Here is a 1,482-nt window from a genome sequence, read left to right as displayed (position 1 = left end):
ACGCCGCCGCAGCGGACCCCGCAGCAGCAGGGTCCGTCCACCCCGCCGCCGATGCCGCAGCGCGACGCGGCGCCCCGGCGTGACGCCATCCCGCGCCGCGAGCCCGCGGACGGTTCGGGCACCAACGGTGGCGGTTTCAACTTCAACAGCCCCGCCGCGAACGACACGAACGCCCCTGACGGTGCCAACGGCACCGCCAACGGCTCGTCCGTCACTTCCTCCTGGCGCACGTCTCCCAACGACGAGCTGGTACGCCAGGCAGAGCGGGTCAGGAAGCCCGCGGCGGGCGGCATCACCACTTCCGGTCTGCCCCGCCGTGTACCGCGCGCCAACCTGGTGCCCGGTACCGCGCAGGAACAGAACAACCAGGCCGGTCCGCAGGTCTCGCGTGCACCCGCTGACGTACGAGGCAGGCTGACCAATCTCCGTCGGGGTATCCAGCAAGGTCGTCAGGCAGGCAACACAGGCCCGGCGAACAACAGCTTCAACCTCGGCCCCTCTCACCAGCAGGAGCGTTAGTTGAGTCCGATGAGTCAGGCTGCGCAGAATCTGAACTGGTTGATCACCAACTTCGTGGACAACACCCCTGGGGTGTCCCACACGGTGGTGGTCTCCGCAGACGGACTTCTGCTGGCCATGTCCGAGGGCTTCCCCCGTGACCGCGCCGATCAGCTCGCGGCCGTGGCGTCCGGTCTGACCTCGCTGACCGCGGGGGCATCCCGGATTTTCGAAGGCGGCCCGGTCAACCAGACCGTGGTGGAGATGGAACGAGGGTTCCTCTTCCTGATGTCCGTCTCCGACGGTTCCTCCCTGGCCGTACTGGCGCACCCCGAGTGCGACATCGGTCTGGTGGGTTACGAAATGGCCCTCCTGGTCGATCGCGCCGGTACGGTCCTCACGCCGGACCTGCGCGCCGAGCTCCAGGGAAGTCTTCTGCACTGAGGCATCCCGGATACCGCACTCAGCTCCAACACCGTCAGGCCACTCACCGGCCCCCCACCGGCCCAGTCAGACGGCACGCAGATATCTTGCTGTCACGCCCGGAGGATTCATGACCCCGCCACCCGCTTCTCACGATCCGTACGGCGCCTCAGTCGACGCGTCGTACGGACCTGAGGGCGATCAGCCGCTGGTACGCCCGTACGCCATGACAGGCGGACGGACCCGGCCGCGGTACCAGCTCGCCATAGAGGCACTGGTAAGCACGACAGCGGACCCGGCACATCTCGCCACGTTGCTCCCCGAGCACCAGCGGATCTGCCACCTGTGCCGCGAGGTCAAGTCGGTGGCCGAGGTGTCCGCGCTGTTGACGATGCCCCTGGGCGTCGCCAGGATCCTTGTGGCCGACTTGGCAGAGGCCGGCATGGTGGCCATCCACCAGCCGGGTAACGGAGAGGCCGGCGGCACGCCGGATGTGACACTGCTCGAAAGGGTGCTCAGTGGACTTCGCAAGCTCTAGCGGCGGAGCGACGGCGCGGTCGA

The 1,482-nt window shown here is 67.9% G+C and carries 2 protein-coding genes and 1 pseudogene; all 3 read left to right on the top strand.

All coding sequences use genetic code 11. The features are described 5' to 3' along the window. A pseudogene (locus QR77_RS49275) lies at nucleotides 1-519 on the top strand (histidine kinase); the annotation flags it as partial. A 9-nt stretch (nucleotides 520-528) separates the two neighbouring features. Then, nucleotides 529-942 carry a roadblock/LC7 domain-containing protein gene (locus tag QR77_RS29975; RefSeq protein WP_030351794.1) on the top strand — a complete coding sequence of 138 codons (414 nt, stop codon included), beginning with the start codon at nucleotides 529-531 and terminating at the stop codon, nucleotides 940-942. Nucleotides 943-1,051: 109 nt separating this feature from the next. Continuing rightward, on the top strand, nucleotides 1,052-1,459 hold the full coding sequence (locus QR77_RS29970; RefSeq protein ID WP_030351795.1) for a DUF742 domain-containing protein: 408 nt from the start codon (nucleotides 1,052-1,054) through the stop codon (nucleotides 1,457-1,459). Nucleotides 1,460-1,482 lie beyond the last annotated feature (23 nt).

Source organism: Streptomyces sp. 150FB (genome assembly GCF_000818195.1).
GTDB lineage: Bacteria > Actinomycetota > Actinomycetes > Streptomycetales > Streptomycetaceae > Streptomyces.
This window is presented reverse-complemented; position numbering and strand designations above follow the sequence as displayed.